Below are 17,992 nucleotides of genomic sequence, written 5' to 3'. Positions count from 1 at the left end.
GCCTTTCCATGTGATGGCATGTGGAGAGGTATTTACTGATAAAGAAGGTACACACTGTGTCTAAAGAAAAATTTGAACGTAATAAACCACATGTAAACGTAGGTACAATTGGCCACGTTGACCATGGTAAAACTACTTTAACAGCTGCAATCTCTGCTGTATTAACTAAGAAATTCGGTGGCGACATCCGTGATTTCTCTGCAATCGATAATGCTCCAGAAGAGCGTGAACGTGGTATTACAATCAATACTTCTCACATCGAATACGATACAGAAACTCGTCACTACGCACACGTAGACTGTCCTGGACATGCCGATTATGTTAAAAATATGATCACTGGTGCTGCTCAAATGGATGGCGGTATCTTAGTTGTTGCTGCTACAGATGGTCCTATGCCACAAACTCGTGAGCACATCCTACTTTCTCGTCAAGTTGGTGTTCCACACTTAGTTGTTTTCTTAAACAAATGTGACATGGTTGATGATGAAGAGCTACTAGAATTAGTAGAAATGGAAGTTCGTGAACTTCTTTCTGAATATGATTTCCCAGGTGATGACCTACCAGTTATCCTTGGTTCAGCTCTTAAAGCTCTTGAAGGCGAAGCTGAATGGGAAGAAAAAATCCTTGAACTTGCTGATGCACTAGATACTTACATTCCTCTTCCAGAGCGTGATATCGACAAACCATTCATCCTACCAATTGAAGATGTATTCTCAATTGCTGGTCGTGGTACTGTTGTTACTGGTCGTGTTGAACGTGGTATCATCAAAGTTGGTGAATCTGTTGAGATCGTTGGTCTTAAAGATACAGTTACAACTACTTGTACTGGTGTTGAAATGTTCCGTAAACTGCTTGACGAAGGTCGTGCTGGTGAGAACGTTGGTGTTCTTTTACGTGGTACTAAACGTGAAGACGTTGAACGTGGTCAAGTTCTAGCTAAGCCTGGTTCTATCAAGCCGCATACTAAGTTCGAATCTGAAGTATACGTACTAAGTAAAGATGAAGGTGGTCGTCATACTCCATTCTTCAAAGGTTACCGTCCACAGTTCTACTTCCGTACAACTGACATCACTGGTGCTGTTGAGCTTCCAGAAGGTGTTGAAATGGTAATGCCTGGTGATAACCTTAAGTTCGTTGTTGAACTAATTGGTCCAATCGCTATGGATGAAGGTCTACGTTTCGCAATCCGCGAAGGTGGCCGTACTGTTGGTGCTGGTGTTGTTTCTACTATCATCGCGTAATTTATAATTACACGTTTTTAGTTAAACAATATTCAAAAAAGACAGCTTAGGCTGTCTTTTTTTATGCCTGTAAGAAAAGTTAAAAGTCTCCATTTCGCAATCCGCGAAGGTGGCACTATACCAAGTGCATGTAGGTGCTGGTGTTGTTTCTACTATCATCGCGTAATTTATAATTACACGTTTTTAGTTAAACAATATTCAAAAAAGAGAGCTTAGGCTCTCTTTTTTTATGCCTGTAAGAAAAGTTAAAAGTCTTCATTTCGCAATCCGCGAAGGTGGCGCTATAGCAAGTGCATGTAGGTGCTGGTGTTGTTTCTACTATCATCGCGTAATTTATAATTACACGTTTTTAGTTAAACAATATTAAAAAAAGAGAGCTTAGGCTCTCTTTTTTTATGCCTGTAGAAAAGTTGAAAGTCTCCATTTCGTAATCCGCGAAGGTGGCGCTATACCAAGTGCATGTAGGTGCTGGTGTTGTTTCTACTCTTTTATTTTTTGACCTTGGGGCGCTGGCTTTAGCCTGCAGGGATTCTGGTGTTAGGGTTTATTTTTTGATCTTTTAACATGAATGATGAATCGAATAATCTATCCAACAATCAACACAAAAAAGATCTGCAAGCTGAAGCATGCGCCCCGAAAGTTAAAACACTGCAAGCTGAAAACAGGACTCGCAGAGCTCCTCCGTTCATAACACTAGGCTATCGCCTAATTCGCCATGCGCACCTAAACAACATAATTTAAATCAATAGTTTTGATTATCGATCTTTTACTTGAAAGCACCAAAATAACCACGAAGCGCTACGCTACACGAAGGGCACGAAGAAAAGCTCTAATTCATTACTTATGATTAATCGCTTTTGCTCTAACCTTCTTCACCCTTCGTACCTTCGTGGTAAACCGCTTGTGACTTTGGGGCGCTGGCTTTAGCCTGTAGGGATTCTGGTGTTAGGGTTTATTTTTTGATCTTTGTAACACGAATGATCAATCGAATAATCTGTCAAACAATCAACACGATTCAGCTTCCTAGCTCCGAATGTCAGCTTTTGACTTGAAAACACCAAAATAACCACGAAGCGCTACGCTACACGAAGGACACGAAAGAAAAGCTATAATCCATTACTTGTTATTAATTGCTTTTGGCCTAACCTTCTTCACCCTTTGTACCTTCGTGGTAAACCGCTTGTGACCTTGGGCGCTGGCTTTAGCCTGCAGGGATTCTGGTGTTAGGGTTTATTTTTTGATCTTTGTAACATGAATGATTAATCGAATAATCTATCCAACAATCAACACAAAAAAGATCTGCAAGCTGAAGCATGCGCCCCGAAAGTTAAAATACTGCAAGCTGAAAACAGGACTCGCAGAGCTCCTCCGTTCATAACACTATGCTATCGCCTAATTCGCCATGCGCACCTAAACAACATAATTTAAATCAATAGTTTTGATTATCGATCTTTTACTTGAAAGCACCAAAATAACCACGAAGCGCTACGCTACACGAAGGGCACGAAGAAAAGCTCTAATTCATTACTTATGATTAATCGCTTTTGCTCTAACCTTCTTCACCCTTCGTACCTTCGTGGTAAACCACTTTTGACTTTGGGGCGCTGGCTTTAGCCTGCAGGGTTTCTGGTGTTAGGGTTTATTTTTTGATCTTTGTAACATGAATGATTAATTGAATAATCTATCCAACAATCAACACAAAAAAGATCTGCAAGCTGAAAACAGGACTCGCAGAGCTCCTCCGCTCATAAAACTAGGCAGTGCCTAATTCGCCATGCGCCCTGAAAGTCAAAACACTGCAAGCTAAAAATATCAGTCAAGGGGAGGGGATTCGTTAGTGGCGTTGTAAATGATGGAATTTTAATACTAAAAATAATAGAGAAAGCTACTCTTGTAGGTTTTGTGTGTGAAGATGGTCAAGTGCAGGGTAGTGTCTTGCTTTTGTATTAGAGAGGCTTTTAGGGACTCTAGATTTGACATTAAAACATTAAATAAAGTCAAATGAATAAAAATGATAATAACGAGTTAAAGATAGCGATTATTTACAGGGGCATTTTTGTTTATTTATATTGCTATTGTTTTAACTTCTTCTGGTAATAAGACTCGATTTTATAAAGCTTGAATTCAAGTGATAAGTTAATCGTTGTAATTTTTTCGTGCATTGGCAATGGCGTAGCCAGGCATTTTTTTAGCTAATTTAGCTAATAATCTTTCCGCTTCTTTTTTGGTTTTTGGATTTACAATGACGCTGCTATTTAAAGCCCTGTATGCATCTTCATAATCAAGTGGACTGCCGTAACCTTGATCTAGTAATTTGATATAACTAATTTTTGCAGGTAAGTAACCTTGCAATGCGGCTTCTCTGAAATACCTTGTGGCTTTATCTTTGTCTTTAATAACCAAAGTACCGTTATTGTAATAACGCCCTAATTGTTCTATCGCTGCCAATAAACCTTGTTTAGCAGCTTGATCTATATAATACATGCCTAACGTTGCATCACGCTCTACACAAACGCCCCAAGCAAGCATATCACCCCATAAAAATACGTAAGAGGGTTCTTGTATCTTCAGTGCATGCGCTTTGATATCTTGTACTAATTGGCAATCATCTGCTTTTACTCTTTGTAAATGCTTATTTTTTTTAATCAGCGAATTGAGTTCATCTTGGGTATATACCTGTATCACTTCATAATCTTCAGCAATCGCTGTTACGCTATTTAATAAACTAAATATTAGTAGTGATTGTATTATTTTTTTCATATAAACCCTTGGCTTTGATGCTTTATCAAAATATTCATTATAGTCATTGATATTAAGTTATCGGCAAGTCACCTTTTTTCTTAAGTAAAAAACAGGCAAAAAAAAGCCCCTAATATTATTAGAGGCTGTTTATAGCAATTTTATTTAATCAATATTGAAAGTAATTAAATACCACTACCTTGTTCTTCAATTGGATCTTCGTGTAATCCACATTCACGTTTTAAGCCAAAGAAGCGTGTTTCTTCTTCACTCATGCCTAATTCAAGTGGGCGTGATGTTTGTACATCGCCTACTGAGACATAACCTTGCTCCCATAATGGATGGTAACTTAAACCGTTTTCTTCTAGGTAGTAATGTACTTCTTTGTTACTCCAGTCGATAATCGGTAAAAATTTAAAGCAGTTATTTTGAATGCTTAAAACCGGCAAGTCTTCACGACTTGATGATTGTGAACGACGTAAACCAGAGAACCATGTTTTAGCATTTAATTCTTTCAATGCACGTTTCATTGGCTCAACTTTATTGATCAAATTGTACTTAGTTAAACCATCTACGCCTTGATCCCATAATTTACCATAACGAGCTTCTTGCCATGCTGGACTGTGCTGTGCACTGTAAATTTTTAGGTTTAAGTTAAGTTGCTTTGTTAAATCATCAATAAATTGATAGGTTTCAGGAAATAAGTATCCTGTATCCGTCAAAATAATAGGTGTATCAGCTTTGACCGCTGTGATCATATGCAAACATACAGCAGCTTGTATTCCAAAGCTTGATGATAAAACAAATTCACTTTCTAAATTCTCGACTGCCCATTGGACACGCTCTTGAGCTGTCTTTGTTTCTAATAACGTATTAACTTCAGCGAGAGCGATTTTTTGCTCTGCTTTAGAAAGTGTTAATAGATGGTCTAGAACTAAGGTGTTAGGCATAGAAATCCCTAGCCGCAACAACTACTTCAGAAATAATGCCTGCGCGAATAACAAAGTCACCAAAATCTTCATCTTGGTCACGCTCTGTTGCCCAGCGACCGATTAATTCATCTAGTGTACTGACGATCGTTGCTTCATCAATATTTTCAGCATACATTTTAGGAATACGCGTACCGATACGGTTACCACCTAAATGCAGGTTATAACGACCAGGCGCTTTACCCACTAAACCAACTTCCGCTAACATCGCACGACCACAACCATTTGGACAGCCTGTAATACGCAGGATGATATGGTCTTTTGCAATGCCGTGCTTAGCTAATAAGCCTTCAACATCGTCGGTTAAGCTTGGTAAATAACGTTCAGCTTCTGCCATTGCTAGCGGACACGTTGGTAAAGAAACACATGCCATAGAATCAAGACGTTGACCACTTGTACCATCATCAATTAACCCACACTCACGTGCTAATTTTTCAATGTTGTCTTTTTCAGATTCTGGCACACTTGCGATTACTAGATTTTGGTTCGCTGTCATGCGGAAAGTACCTTGGTGTACTTTTGCAATTTTTACTAAACCTGATTTTAATGGTTTGCCATCAAAGTCTAGGATACGACCATTCTCAATGAACACGGTTAGGTGCCATTTGTTATCGATACCTTTAACCCAACCGATACGGTCGCCACGTTCTGTGAACTCGTAAGCACCGGGTGCTGCAAAAGCAATACCAGCACGTTTCTCAACTTCTTTCTTGAAGGTTTCGATACCGTGTGTTTCAAGCGTATATTTAGTACGAGCATGTGAACGACTAACACGACCACCTAGGTCACGTTGTGTTGTTACTACTGCTTCAGCTACTTCCATTACTTTATCTACAGTAATAAAACCAAAGTCATCACCTAGACGTGGGAACGTTGTTTTATCGCCATGTGTCATACCTAAACCAGCACCAACAACCACGTTATAACCAGTGATTTTGTCATCTTCAATGATGGCAATGAAGTTAAGATCATTGGCATGAATATCAACATCATTGTACGGCGGTAATGCCACAGCAATTTTAAATTTACGTGGTAAGAAAATATTCTTGTAGATAGGCTCTTCTTCTACCGTATCTAATACTTTTTCGCCATCTAACCAAATCTCTGCATAAGCATTTGATTTTGGTAAGAAGTGTTCACTTAACTTTTTAGAAAGCTCATACACTTCTGTGTGCAATTCAGATTGCTCAGGGTTAGACGTACAAATAGTATTACGGTTTACATCACCCGCCGTAAAAATAGAATCGATATTCGCTTTGAATTTCAATTCTTGGAATACTGATTTTAAATTACGTTTAAAGATACCGTGGTATTGGAACGTTTGACGTGTGGTAATACGGATACTACCTGCATCAGTTAATTCTTCAGCAATACGATCGATCTCTAACCATTGTTCAGGTGTTACAACACCACCAGGTAAACGAGCTCGTAACAAGAACGAATATAACGGTTCTAGTTTTTGTTGCTTACGTTCAGCACGCAGATCACGGTGGTCTTGTTGGTATAGACCGTGGAATTTAACGAGCTGTACTTCATCAGGATGAAATGAGCCTGTTGTTGTATCGTTAATTCCTTCTACTAAGTTACCGCGAAGATAATTACTTTCAATTTTAATGCGTTCGTTGTCGTGTAATTTCTGGCTCATTAGTAAACATCCCTTTGGTAGCGTTTTGCTTGGCGTAATTCTGTTAAGTATTCTTCAGCATCTTCAAGGCTTAGTTTTCCTTGTTTGCTGATAATATCGATTAATGCTGTTTGTACATCTTTAGCCATGCGGTTTGCATCGCCACACACATAGAAGTGTGCTCCATCTTGTAACCACTTAAAGACTTCTGCAGCATTTTCTTTTAAGCGATCTTGTACATATATTTTTTCAGCTTGGTCACGTGAGAAAGCAAGGTCTAATTTTGTTAATAGGCCTGATTTCAAATGTGTTTGCCATTCAACTTGATATAAGAAATCTTCGTTAAAGGTTTGGTCACCAAATAATAACCAGTTTTTACCTGTTGCTTCACTTGCTTCACGCTCTTGCATAAATGCACGGAAAGGCGCGATACCGGTACCAGGACCGACCATAATAACCGGTGTATCTGGATTCGCTGGTAAACGGAAGTTATGGTTATCTTCAATAAATACTTTAACTTCTTCACCTTCTTCTAAACGATGAGATAAGAAAGTAGAAGCACTTCCACCACGTTGTTGACCTGCTTCATTCTCAAATACAACCGCTCCGACAGTTAAGTGAACTTCATCTTCCACTTCAGTTTGGCTTGATGCAATTGAATATAGGCGAGGGCTACTACGGCGTAATAGCGCAACGAAGTTTTCTTCTGTTACTTTGTCATTACCCGTTGCGGTTACAACATCAACAATCTGGTTATTATTAGCGAAGTCACGACAAGCGTTTTTATCTTCAGCTAGTTTTTGTAATGCTTCGTTTTCTGTTAACGCAGCATAACCTTCAATGAAAGCTGGGTGTGTACCAGTTAATTCATATTCTTCAATTAATGCATCTTTTAATGCAATTTTTTTATCGCCTACAGTGACTTCTTTAGTCGCATCTAGGCCTAACTTTTCAATCAGTTCATCAACCATGTTTTGGTTATTTTTAAACCAAACGCCTAGTGCATCACCCGCTGTGTAATGTAAGTCTGAACCTTCTAAGTCAATTTCAATGTGTCGCACGTCTTTTGCTGAACGGTCGCCAGTGATTTTTTGACTTGTTAATAAACTTGCACTGAAAGGATTTTGTTTATTATATTTATTTTCCGTTACGATGGTGCCTGTTGCGACAGCGGCTGTTGTTGATGTGCCTGCTTTTTCAAGTGTCGCTTCAACTGCTGTTAATGCTTTGTCGAACCATGCTTGCGTTACTTCTTGATAATCAACATCGGCATCTAAACGGTCTGATATTATTTCGCCGCCTAATGCTTGTAAGCGTTGTTCAAAATCTTTACCTGTTTGACAGAAAAATTCATAGCTTGAATCACCTAAACCTAAGACAGCAAATTTTAATCCATCTAATTTAGGTGCTTTTTTAGAGGCTAAAAATGCATGTAAATCAATGGCGTCATCAGGTGCTTCACCTTCACCGTTAGTGCTGGCAACAACAATGACATGGCTCTCATCTTTAATCGCTTTAACTTTGTAATCAGCCATTGAAACAAGTTTATTAGGGATGCCCTTCGCTGTCGCTTGTTCAGCTAGTTCTTGTGCAACGCCTTTTGCATTACCCGTTTGTGAACCAACTAAGATAGTTAAGCTTTGTCCTGCGCTTTGCGTCGGAGCTGCTGCTGTTACTGGGCCTTGGCTTACGCCTGCTAGATAACCGCTAACCCATGCAGTTTGTACTGCATCCAAGCCTGCTGTTGCTTGTTGCAATTGAGTCAATTGAGACTCTGATAAAGGCGATGTTAAAGCCGATAAATTGTTAAGTGCCATGAAGTAATTTCCGCTATTACATTAAGATAGATGCAGTTTACGCGAGCTTATAATTAACACAAAAGAATAAAAGTTACTCTTTTATAACTAAATGCTATTTAAAAAAGTGTGGGTAATAATCATTCGTATTTAGGCGGTTTCTTAGAGAGGAAAATTTAAGACTGGTTATGTTTAATCTTGGTCACATTATAAATCGATTTAAAATATGACCAAGTCATTTTTTATTAATATACCTGTTGCCATTCAAGATTCAGCAAATGGTGAAGTGAACAGATGCGAGGCAGAAAGAGCAAGATCTAACGGGGTAAATCGACACTTTCTAACAACGAAGGTGTTTACTTCACTGCTCGCCCTCTGGGTCGTTAGCTTGAAAACCAACTCTGCGTTCCAACCTTCAATAAGGACTCGCCATTATTATCATGTTGGCTTTGATTTGGAGTCCAAGCTAACGACTGAAAAAAGTACCTTAAACGGTAACGAGTACATAAAGGGGTAAAAGCTTGATGCAATCACCCCATTAATTTTTTCAAAGTGCTATATCGTTGTTTCTGCATCTAATTCGATTTCATTTGAGCGAGTAAAAGCAGGGTGGCTGGCTAGTTGTTGAATATAAGTGGCTATGTTTTTATATTTATCTAATTCGCCATTGTTTTGTACTAACTCTGCAATAAACGACATCATAATATCTGCACCAGTTAATTGGTCTGAGACTAAATAACGTTTACCTTGTAACGATTGGTCGAAGAAGCTAATCACTTTTTCGGTTTCTATATCTGCATATTGAGCTAAAAAGTTAGTTTTACAGCCATCTTTTGCAACAAACATTTTTAATAACAAAGGTAAGATAGCAGAGCTCTCCGCAAAATGTAGCCATTGAGAGTATTCTACATACTCTTTTGTACCACGTGTTGGTGATAACTTACCGTCTGCGTCGTATTGCTCAATAAGGTATTCAGTAATAGCGCCTGATTCTGCGATTACTAAACCATTATCTTCAATCACAGGTGACTTGCCTAACGGATGAACCGATTTAAGCTCTGGTGGGGCAAGGAAGCTAACGCTATCACGTTGGTATGGGATAATTTCATAGTCAATATTAAGTTCTTCTAATAACCAAATAATGCGTTTAGAACGTGATTTATTTAAATGATGTAATTTGATCATGATATTCCTAATTTTTATAATGATGGATAATGTATAAGCAAGTTTATCAAAGCTCTTTTATTTTACATTCCATTGCCATCTATCACTTTAAACACATCATAATGTTATGCAATACTTTTATAAGTCTGCTAACAGACTAGTTTGCGAGATCAACTTTTAACTATTTTGATGAGTTATTATACCAATCACACTAGTTAAGTTATCTATTTTACTTGTTAAAATAACTTATTTCTTCATTGTAAATTTCGTAAATGGAACAACCATTTACGAAATTTTCACCTTGAACTAACTCATTTTTCCTGCGCAAAATTTAGATCACTTATTTAATGTAATCAGTATTAAAAAGAATTAAAAACACTCAACTTACCCGTCCTCGACATCTATTTAATCAAAAAGGCCACAAATAGATAACTATTTGTGGCCTTTAAATTTAATGTGCTATTTTTAGACTGGCTTAGAAATGAACTTCTACACCTGCAAATAAACCATCAATTTCTTGCTTGTTAGCCGTATGATCTAAATCCAGCTCTTGTACGCGGTAACCTGTGCGAACCGCGATATTTAATAAGCTTGAATCCGGGTTAAAGGTATAAGCTAATCCAATTTCAGCACTTAATGCGTCATCATCTGTTACTGAACCACCAATGACTTCTGCAAAAGCATGCATACTTACCCCTGGTACATGTACTTTAGCTGCACCATAAGCTTGTACTATTGATGCACTTTCGTTGTAACCTTCTGCATCCGTATAAACAGCACCTAAATCGAGTTCAACTAATCCATTATCAAGGATTTCGTAATACAAGATACCATTTGTCGTTGAGCTATTATCTTCATCAAAATGGTGGTTTGTTAGGTCATTATATTTAATTTTAATATTTGGTATTAATGGAATGAAATGTTCAAAAGCGACATAACCAGAAATATTATTTGATCTGTCTGAATCATTGTCGAGCGTTGTTTCATTCGTGCTGTAATCAAGACCAGCATAAACACCTAAGAAATCAGCCATTGCTGGCATGCTCATTGTAGCTGCGATAGCAGCCGCTAAAACTTGTTTTTTCATAATTGATATCCCTTTGTGAGCTTAATTATTTAATGATGTTTGTGATCTGACATTTTGTGAGAAGCGTTAATCTTTTGTACTGGTGTATTTACTTTGATCTGTTCACCATTATCAAAATAAAGCATGAGATCGACGCTTTGTCCTTCTGTTAAACTATTTTTTAAGCCTATAAACATAACATGATAACCACCTGGCTGTAATGATGTACTACTATTTGCTTTAATCATTATAGTGTCTACTTGACGCATTTTCATCATGCCATCTTTATTAATATTATTATGTATCTGAACTTGTTCTGCAATATCACTATTTACTGCAACTAAGTTGATGCTTTTATCGGTATTATTAGTGATAGTAAAAAAAGCGGCACTGCTTTTAGTATGGGGAGGCGTTGCACGTATAAGTTGCTTGCTAATGTCTATCTCACTTGCAAAACCACTTATTGAAATGAGTAATGTACAAATTAAAAGAGTTAGTTTTTTCATTATTTGTCCTTGTTATATTGAAAGAAGTAATAGTAAATTAGATAAGCAATTAAGAACCAAATACCAAATTTAAAAATAAAGGAGAGAGCACCAATAAAGATAAAGCAAGCGATCATTATGAAGGCGATAACACCAAGACTAAGTACCGATATACCAAACATAAAAAGTACAAATGCGGACATCAATAGCGCTAGCAACTCGAACATTTCATTCTCCTATAAATAAAAAATGCAAAGTACAGGAAGCTGCACTTTGCATAAGTAAAGTTTTAACAATTAGATTAGCGTTTACGCACGCAGTGCTTTATCACCGCGAGCAATACCACAAACACCGGATCTTACCACTTCAACAATTTCACTTGCATCACAAATAGTTGCTACAAAAGCATCTAATTTTGAACCCACACCCGTTAATTGTATTGTGTACAGGTGTTGAGTAATATCAACGATTTGACCACGGTAAATATCACAGGTGCGTTTAACCTCTTCACGTGCTTCACTACCTACTGTACGTACCTTTATTAACAATAGCTCACGTTCTACATGTGCACTTTGAGTTAATTCAGAAACACGTAACACATCAACTAGTTTGTGTAATTGCTTCATCATCTGTTCAAGTGTTGCATTGTCAACTACGTCAGTAGTGATTGTCATACGTGATAATGTTAAATCATTCGTTGGTGAAACGGTTAAAGATTCGATGTTATAAGCACGTTGTGCAAATAAACCAACAACACGTGCAAGTGCACCAGATTCATTTTCTAATAATACAGAAATTATTCTACGCATCAGTTTGCTCCGTTTTGCTTAGGTACATGTCTTGCATACTGCCAAATTTAACTTGCATAGGGTAAACGTGCTCTTCAGGATCAATCGCAACGTCAACAAATACAACACGATCTTTTAATTCAAACGCGCGTACTAATGCAGGCTCAAGCTCTTCAATTTTGTCTACCTTAATACCGATATGGTTATACGCTTCTGATAATTTAACAAAATCAGGCACACTATCCATATAAGAATGAGATTGACGACCACCGTAGAACATTTTTTGCCACTGTTTTACCATACCTAGGGAGCGGTTGTTTAATAACAAGATAACAACTGGAATGTTGTATTGCATACAAGTTGATAGCTCTTGAATATTCATTTGAATAGAGCCATCGCCTGTTACACAAACAACGGGACGATCTGGGAATGCTATTTTACAACCCATTGCTGCTGGTAAGCCAAAGCCCATTGTTCCAGCGCCACCTGAGTTAATCCATTGACGAGGTTCTTTAAATGGATAATATTGAGCGGCAACCATTTGATGTTGACCAACGTCAGAAGTAACAATAGCATCGCCTTTTGTTACTTTATATAAACACTGGATGACTTGCTGTGGTTTGATATGCGTTTCTGATGTTTTGTAAGCAAGACAATCTTTAGCGCGCCATTCGTTAATTTGATCCCACCAAAGATTAATGCTTTCGCTGTCATTGGTTGCTTTAGTTTCTTCAATCAGATCTAACATCTGTTGTAACACCACTTCAACACTACCTACAATCGGTAAATCTGCGTGGATATTTTTTGAGATAGATGTTGGGTCGATATCAATATGCATGATTTTTGCGTTTGGACAGAATTTATCAACATTATTGGTTACGCGATCATCGAAGCGTGCACCACAAGAAAAAATCAAATCAGCATTATGCATTGATTTGTTTGCTTCATAAGTGCCGTGCATACCTAACATACCGATAAATTGTTTGTGCTCGCCAGGGAATGCACCCAAACCCATTAAGGTATTGGTTACTGGTAAGTTTAATTTTTCAGCAAGCTCTAATACTTGTTTTGATGCATTGGCAATAATGGCGCCACCACCTACGTATAAAACAGGTTTTTTAGCACTTGTTAACGCAGCAACTGCACGTTTTATTTGTCCTTTATGTCCGCTTAGCGTTGGGTTATATGAGCGTAAGCTAACCGTTTCAGGATATTCATAAGGGAATTTATTCAGTGGGTTTTGTACATCTTTTGGAAGATCGATAACCACTGGGCCTGGTCGGCCTGTTGATGCAATATAGAATGCTTTTTTAATTGCAATTGGTATTTCTTCTGCGGTACGACATGAGAAACTGTGTTTTACGACTGGGCGAGAAACACCAATCATATCCGTTTCTTGGAAGGCATCGTCGCCAATCCAGAAAGTTGGTACTTGACCTGCTAAAACAACTAATGGAATCGAATCCATGTAAGCCGTTGCAATACCTGTAATACAGTTTGTTGCACCTGGGCCAGCTGTTACTAATACACAACCTACTTTGCCCGTTGCACGTGAATAAGCATCTGCCATGTGTACTGCGGCTTGCTCATGACGTACTAAATAATGCTCAATTTTATCAGATTGAAAAATCGCATCGTAAATATCTAACACTGAACCGCCAGGGTAACCAAAGATATGTTCTATACCTTCGTCCTGTAGTGAGCGCACAACCATTTCTGCGCCAGAGAGCATTTCCATAATTTGTATCCTTATACAATCGGTTAATTGCGTCGTTTTCTATCTGTATCGGATAGAAGCGAACCTTGCTTAAATGAGTTTTTAACTTTACGTTAATGAAAATAAAATGCATCTAAAAAACACTGAAAACTTGTCTTTTTTTTAACTTATTTGCTGTATTTCTGATTTTTTTGTAAAGCTTATTAACATTTTATGCTTTTCAATGTAGTGAAGCATTTTTCGTGCTATTTTGGTTTTTCTCAATACAGTCTAATTTTTTAATAATAATCTTTTAAGGTAGTCGAGAAAAAACCTAAAAAAGCGCCTTATTTAAATGCTTTTTAGGCATCATTTTATCCGTCCTTCCTTTTAATCTAAGAGTATAAACCCCATTTCCTTAGCTGGGCTGAGCACTGCGTTATTACTTTAGTTGATAAAAGCATCGTTAAGCGGCTATTAATTTTAATTGTTCTCTATTTATTTCGATGATAATTGGTTAAAATTCGCCTCTTTTTACGAATATACTAATAGCGAGCATCAATGTTTGAAGTAAATCCTATTCTTAATCAACTTAAAGACCTAACTGAGCGTGCTGAAATGCTTAGGGGGTACCTTTGACTACGACGCCAAAGTAGAGCGACTCGAAGAAGTTAGCCGTGAGCTTGAATCGTCTGAAGTTTGGAACGATCCTGAACATGCACAAGCATTAGGAAAAGAGCGCAGTAGCCTTGAATTAGTAGTGAAAACTATTGATGCCTTAACAGAAGGTACTGACGAAGTTGAAATGCTAGTGGAAATGGCGGTAGAAGAAAGCGATCAAGACAGTTTTGATGAAGCGATTAAAGAAGCCAATGATCTTGAAAAGCAATTAGAAGTCTTAGAGTTTCGTCGTATGTTTTCGGGTAAACAAGATGCTTGCTCTTGTTACCTTGATATTCAATCTGGCTCTGGCGGGACTGAAGCACAAGACTGGGCGAACATGCTATTACGTATGTATTTACGTTGGGGTGAAGCCAATGGATATAAAACCGAGTTAATGGAAGCAACGCCTGGCGATGTCGCAGGTATTAAAGGCGCTACTATTCGTTTTAGTGGTGAATATGCTTATGGCTGGTTGCGTACTGAAACAGGTGTGCATCGTTTAGTGCGTAAATCGCCATTCGATTCATCTGGTAAACGCCATACCTCTTTTGCTTCTGCGTTTATTTACCCTGAAATTGATGACAATATTGATATTCAAATTAATCCTGCAGATTTACGTATTGATGTATATCGTGCATCGGGGGCAGGTGGTCAACATGTTAATACAACGGAGTCAGCGGTTCGTATTACCCACGTGCCAACTAATATAGTAGTGCAATGTCAAAATGATCGATCGCAGCATAAAAATAAAGATCAAGCGATGAAGCAACTTCGCGCGAAACTTTATGAGCATGAAGTACAATTGCAAAATGTAGAAAAGCAGATTAATGAAGATGGTAAGTCGGATATTGGCTGGGGCAGTCAAATTCGTTCATACGTATTAGATGATTCGCGTATTAAAGATTTACGTACCGGTGTTGAAAATCGCAATACTCAAGTCGTATTAGATGGCGATTTAAATAAATTTATTGAAGCAAGCCTAAAGTCTGGATTGTAAATAAAATAAACAGCATAAGCCTTATATTAACTTACTTTATGTAAGGCTCATTTAGAAAAATAATGTAAGACACTAAACCGATAGGAACTATCATGTCAGAGCAAAATAAAGCAGAAGCACCACAAGAAGAGTTGAACGATATTTTAACCGCACGTCTAGAAAAACTAGATGCTATGCGTGAAAAGGGACAAGCATTCCCGAATGACTTCCGTCGTAAAAATATCTCAGATGAACTGCATAAGCTTTATGACGAAAAGAGCAAAGAAGAGCTAGAAGAATTAGCGGTTGAAGTGAGCGTTGCTGGACGCATGATGACACGTCGTATTATGGGTAAAGCAAGCTTTGCGACTATCCAAGATATGGGCGGTCAGGTTCAAGTCTACGTTGCACGTGATAACCTAGCAGAAGGTTTTTACAATACTGAATTCAAAAAATGGGATTTAGGCGATATCGTTGGTGCGACGGGTGTTTTATTTAAAACAAAAACAGACGAGTTAAGCATTAAAGTATCTGAAATTCGTATCTTAACTAAGGCATTACGTCCATTACCTGATAAATTCCACGGTTTATCTGATACTGAAGCTTGTTACCGTCAACGTTACCTTGACTTAATTGCTAATGAATCATCACGTAAAACATTTATTTTACGTAACAAAATCGTAACGGCTATTCGTACTTACTTAAATGAACGTAATTTCATGGAAGTAGAAACGCCAATGTTACAAGCCATTCCAGGTGGCGCAACAGCTCGTCCATTTGAAACGTTTCATAATGCATTAGATTTACCAATGTATTTACGTATTGCACCAGAATTAAACCTTAAGCGTTTAGTGGTTGGTGGTTTTGAGCGAGTATTCGAAATTAACCGTAGTTTCCGTAACGAAGGTGTTTCAACGCGTCATAACCCAGAATTCACTATGATTGAGTTCTACCAAGCTTACGCTGATTACATTGACCTAATGAACTTAACTGAAGATATGTTACGTACTATTACTGAAAACGTATTAGGTTCAAGCATTGTTAAATATGGCGAAGAAACGTTTGATTTTGGCCAACCTTTTATACGCTTAACAATGAAAGAATCAATTCTTGAATACAATGAAGGCATTGAAGCATCTGAATTAGATAGCATGGAAGGATTAAAAGCCTTAGCAAAACGTTTAGATATCCACTTAAAAGAGAGCTGGGGCGAAGGTAAAGTCTTAACTGAGATCTTTGAAGAAACAGCTGAGCATAAACTAATGCAACCAACGTTCATTACCGCTTACCCAGCTGAAGTATCACCATTAGCACGTCGTAATGATGAGAACCCAGATGTAACAGATCGTTTTGAATTCTTCGTTGGTGGTCGTGAGTTAGCGAATGGTTTCTCTGAGCTAAATGACTCACAAGACCAAGCGCAACGTTTCATGGATCAAGTAGCACAGAAAGAATCTGGTGATGACGAAGCAATGTTCTACGATGCAGATTACATTACTGCCCTAGAGCATGGTTTACCACCAACAGCGGGTGAAGGTATTGGTATCGACCGTTTAGTGATGTTGTTTACTGACAGTCATACTATCCGTGACGTATTACTATTCCCACACATGCGTCCACAAGCTAAATAATAAACACACTTTATTATTTCAACGATATTGTTTCACAATATTAAGCCTCGTTATTCGAGGCTTTTTTTTGCCCGTTTTTTATGACGAAAGTATTTTTATTGCATTTAATAATCATTAAAATTGACGCTTAGTGTATTTAATTAAAAGAATAACTTAATCAGTCAAAGTCATTCAGTCCATTATAAAAATAACAAAATAAATAAGAATTCACTTATACAAAGCAGTTAATACTATTATTTATTTCTTTTATTTTTAATTAAGTTACCTAATCAAAATAATGAGTATTAAAGTAAAATATTCATGTTAGATTTTTATTTTCTTTAAATTGTTTTTTTAACCAATTGATTTTTAATGTATTAATAAATGAATGTTAAGTTATTTGTTATATTTTTTATGTATTAAGTACTTATTTTTTTGTAAACAATATCAAAAGCACTTAACAAACTTATCTTTATTCTCATTTATTTTGAAATTTTCAGTAAATGGGGTGGGTCTTTTGAGGGGACAGTAACTTACACTCAATTAATGACGAGTTATTGTTTACAGCTTTTTTACTCATAACTTGTTTTAAAACATTACGTCTTAACCCATTACATTAAGGTCAATTATCATGAAAAAAATATTAAAAAACAAACCTGCTATTATCGCTGCTGGTATCTTTACTGCTGCTTTAACTATTAACCCAGCATATGCAAGCTGTGGTGGTGCTGATTTCGATGATTTTTGTTCGCCTTGTTCAGCTAAGGTGACTAAAGTGGTTAACCCGTGTGCTGCTAAAAACCCGTGTGCTGCTAAAAACCCATGTGCTGCTAAAAACCCGTGTGCTGCTAAAAACCCATGTGCTGCTAAAAACCCGTGTGCTGCTAAAAACCCATGTGCTGCTAAAAACCCATGTGCTGCTAAAAACCCATGTGCTGCTAAAAACCCATGTGCTGCTAAAAACCCATGTGCTGCTAAATAAGCACTTTGTTAGTTAGTTAATTATTGGTAAACAACGTATTCTAATAAGCGTTAAGAGATGTTTATTAAAAAATAGGTAACTTAGTTGATACCAAATTTTAGAGACTTCTAGGCGAAATCAGCACATGTTTTTTGCTATAACATTTTACTAGAATACGCTGTTTTATCTTTTTA

13 protein-coding genes are annotated in these 17,992 nt (G+C 37.4%); 4 read left to right on the top strand and 9 right to left on the bottom strand.

Annotation, left to right across the window (positions count from 1 at the left end; translation table 11 throughout):
- The first annotated feature begins 56 nt into the window (after window positions 1-56).
- Window positions 57-1,241 (top strand): elongation factor Tu, encoded by a 1,185-nt coding sequence (tuf, locus tag GQR59_RS14420; protein WP_025565705.1) that lies wholly within the window; start codon window positions 57-59, stop codon window positions 1,239-1,241.
- A gap of 2,136 nt (window positions 1,242-3,377) precedes the next feature.
- Here tuf and GQR59_RS14415 read toward each other — a convergent pair.
- From GQR59_RS14415 to GQR59_RS14375, 9 genes are all read right to left on the bottom strand, one after another.
- Window positions 3,378-4,001, bottom strand: coding sequence for a tetratricopeptide repeat protein (locus GQR59_RS14415; protein WP_160063831.1), 624 nt, complete (start codon window positions 3,999-4,001; stop codon window positions 3,378-3,380).
- A 164-nt stretch (window positions 4,002-4,165) separates the two neighbouring features.
- Window positions 4,166-4,930, bottom strand: coding sequence for a phosphoadenylyl-sulfate reductase (locus GQR59_RS14410; protein WP_160063829.1), 765 nt, complete (start codon window positions 4,928-4,930; stop codon window positions 4,166-4,168).
- Window positions 4,923-6,614 carry an assimilatory sulfite reductase (NADPH) hemoprotein subunit gene (gene cysI / locus GQR59_RS14405; protein WP_160063827.1) on the bottom strand — a complete coding sequence of 564 codons (1,692 nt, stop codon included), beginning with the start codon at window positions 6,612-6,614 and terminating at the stop codon, window positions 4,923-4,925. The genes GQR59_RS14410 and cysI overlap by 8 nt, the downstream gene beginning before the upstream one ends.
- A complete protein-coding gene (locus tag GQR59_RS14400) occupies window positions 6,614-8,410 on the bottom strand; it encodes an assimilatory sulfite reductase (NADPH) flavoprotein subunit (protein WP_160063825.1) in 1,797 nt (598 codons plus the stop codon). Before GQR59_RS14400 ends, cysI begins: the two co-directional genes overlap by 1 nt.
- Before the next feature lie 534 nt (window positions 8,411-8,944).
- Entirely contained in the window at window positions 8,945-9,574 is a 630-nt protein-coding gene (locus GQR59_RS14395; RefSeq protein WP_160063823.1) for a glutathione S-transferase family protein, read from the bottom strand.
- Window positions 9,575-10,028: 454 nt separating this feature from the next.
- Window positions 10,029-10,640 carry a TIGR04219 family outer membrane beta-barrel protein gene (locus GQR59_RS14390; protein WP_160063821.1) on the bottom strand — a complete coding sequence of 204 codons (612 nt, stop codon included), beginning with the start codon at window positions 10,638-10,640 and terminating at the stop codon, window positions 10,029-10,031.
- Window positions 10,641-10,669: 29 nt separating this feature from the next.
- Window positions 10,670-11,125 carry a copper chaperone PCu(A)C gene (locus GQR59_RS14385; protein ID WP_160063819.1) on the bottom strand — a complete coding sequence of 152 codons (456 nt, stop codon included), beginning with the start codon at window positions 11,123-11,125 and terminating at the stop codon, window positions 10,670-10,672.
- Window positions 11,126-11,412: 287 nt separating this feature from the next.
- Window positions 11,413-11,913: an acetolactate synthase small subunit gene (gene ilvN / locus GQR59_RS14380; protein ID WP_160063817.1), complete on the bottom strand. Its 501-nt coding sequence runs from the start codon at window positions 11,911-11,913 to the stop codon at window positions 11,413-11,415.
- Window positions 11,906-13,630, bottom strand: coding sequence for an acetolactate synthase 3 large subunit (locus GQR59_RS14375; protein WP_160063815.1), 1,725 nt, complete (start codon window positions 13,628-13,630; stop codon window positions 11,906-11,908). Before GQR59_RS14375 ends, ilvN begins: the two co-directional genes overlap by 8 nt.
- Window positions 13,631-14,149: 519 nt before the next feature.
- Here GQR59_RS14375 and prfB point away from each other — a divergent pair.
- The 3 genes from prfB to GQR59_RS18735 all read left to right on the top strand — a co-directional run bounded on the left by prfB (window position 14,150) and on the right by GQR59_RS18735 (window position 17,819).
- Window positions 14,150-15,248 (top strand): peptide chain release factor 2 gene (prfB, locus tag GQR59_RS14370; RefSeq protein WP_201288114.1). Its coding sequence is split into 2 segments (ribosomal slippage): window positions 14,150-14,224 and window positions 14,226-15,248, totalling 1,098 coding nucleotides; the frame shifts between segments, so codons are not numbered across the junction.
- 92 nt (window positions 15,249-15,340) lie between these two features.
- Window positions 15,341-16,858, top strand: coding sequence for a lysine--tRNA ligase (gene lysS / locus GQR59_RS14365; protein ID WP_160063811.1), 1,518 nt, complete (start codon window positions 15,341-15,343; stop codon window positions 16,856-16,858).
- A gap of 610 nt (window positions 16,859-17,468) precedes the next feature.
- A complete protein-coding gene (locus GQR59_RS18735) occupies window positions 17,469-17,819 on the top strand; it encodes a hypothetical protein (RefSeq protein WP_236546779.1) in 351 nt (116 codons plus the stop codon).
- Window positions 17,820-17,992 lie beyond the last annotated feature (173 nt).

This window comes from Psychromonas sp. L1A2, assembly GCF_009828855.1.
In the GTDB taxonomy this organism is placed as follows: Bacteria; Pseudomonadota; Gammaproteobacteria; order Enterobacterales; family Psychromonadaceae; genus Psychromonas.
Note: the sequence above shows the minus strand (reverse complement) of the source record. Positions and strands in the feature narration are given on the sequence as shown.